This is a genomic window from Pseudomonas sp. NPDC096917, assembly GCF_044762555.1.
In the GTDB taxonomy this organism is placed as follows: Bacteria; Pseudomonadota; Gammaproteobacteria; order Pseudomonadales; family Pseudomonadaceae; genus Aquipseudomonas.
The window spans coordinates 1-1,324 of sequence record NZ_JBIWEO010000055.1; the positions used below are offsets into that span (position 1 = coordinate 1).

General features: G+C 56.5%; 2 protein-coding genes. Both read right to left on the reverse strand.

Translation table 11 applies throughout. The annotated features are described in order from the left end of the window. A partial coding sequence (gene tnpC, locus ACIQYF_RS23735; RefSeq protein ID WP_402866734.1) for an IS66 family transposase occupies positions 1 to 911 on the reverse strand: 911 nt, incomplete at its 3' end. Between the two features lie 18 nt (positions 912 to 929). Next, positions 930 to 1,324, reverse strand: a 395-nt coding sequence (tnpB, locus tag ACIQYF_RS23740) for an IS66 family insertion sequence element accessory protein TnpB (protein ID WP_402866737.1), incomplete at its 5' end; no start/stop codon positions are given.

The following is a 1,324-nucleotide window of genomic DNA, read 5'->3' on the forward strand; positions in this document are numbered from 1 at the left end:
TCAGTCATGACGTAGCCGCGATAACCATCGAGCAATCGTATTGGCACCTCCTGCGCTCGGCTGGTGGAGTAGTCAAAAAGGATCACCGGCTTATCCGGCGGGCCGCCGGTTTGCACCCACATCCAGGACTGGCTCCCCGGCTCGCGGCCAGGCTCTTTCAGCACCTGTACCCGCGTTTCATCGCAGTGGATGATGCGGCTGGCCAGCAGGCTATCGCGCATTAAATTCAACAGCGGCTGGAAGTGCTCGCTGCACTGGATAACCCAGCGAGCCAGGGTCTGGCGCGGGATATCAATGCCGTGGCGACCCAGCACTTTTTCAAAGCGGTGCAGCGGTAAACCGTCCACATATTTGGTGGTCAGCAGCATCGCCAGAACACTGGGGCTGGCCATGCTCTTTTCAATCAGTTGAGCTGGTTTGTCCGCCGTGATCGGCGCCGTTTCGCAGTTGCGACAACCGTATACTTTTCGAACGTGTTTGATCACCCGTATTTGCATCGGCACGATTTCAAGCTGCTCGCTGATGTCCTCGCCAATGGCGTGTTTGCGGCAGCCGCAGACGCAGGTCAGTTCATGCTCGGGCAGTTCGTGAATGACTTCGATACGCGGCAGATCCGCAGGCAGTGGCTTGCGCTTGCCACGGCGTTTAGCGGGGGCGATGACCTCTTCTTCAGCGTCTTCATCGATAGCTTCGATGACGCTTTCTGCTTCGTTGAACAGGGCCAACTGGGGCGTCGCAGGATCAACTGTTTGCTCGGATTTTCGTCCGAACAAACGCTGGCGCAGCAGCGCATTTTCTTCTTCCAGATGAACAATGCGGCCCTTACTCGTTTCGCGCTCAAGCAGCATCTGCTCAAGCAATTGCTTGAGCAGCACCGGGTCATCAGGAAGATCTTTGGGCATCGAAATCATGCCCCGGATTATACCGAATCAGGCCACGAATCGCGGCGTCAAAACTTGATGAGGACGGTTACGCCAGAGGTCAAAACCGTCGAGCATCCAGTTGAGTTCCTGGACGGTCATGACAATCGCATCGTCCGTCACGTCGGGCGATGTTTTGAAACGCTCGGACTCCAGGCGCTTGAGCCAAAGGCAGAAGCCGTTGCGTTCCCAGTACAAGATCTTCACGCGGTTACGGGGCTTGTTGAGGAAGACGAAAAGCACCGGATCAAAGACGGCGACCTTGATGTCCAGTTCGACCAAGGCCGCCAGACCGTCGATGGACTTTCGGAAGTCGACGGGCTTGGGGTACAGATACACTTTTTCGACTTTTGCGTCGGGACGCATCATGGCGGATGGGCTCCAGAAAGAAATCGGGAGCACAG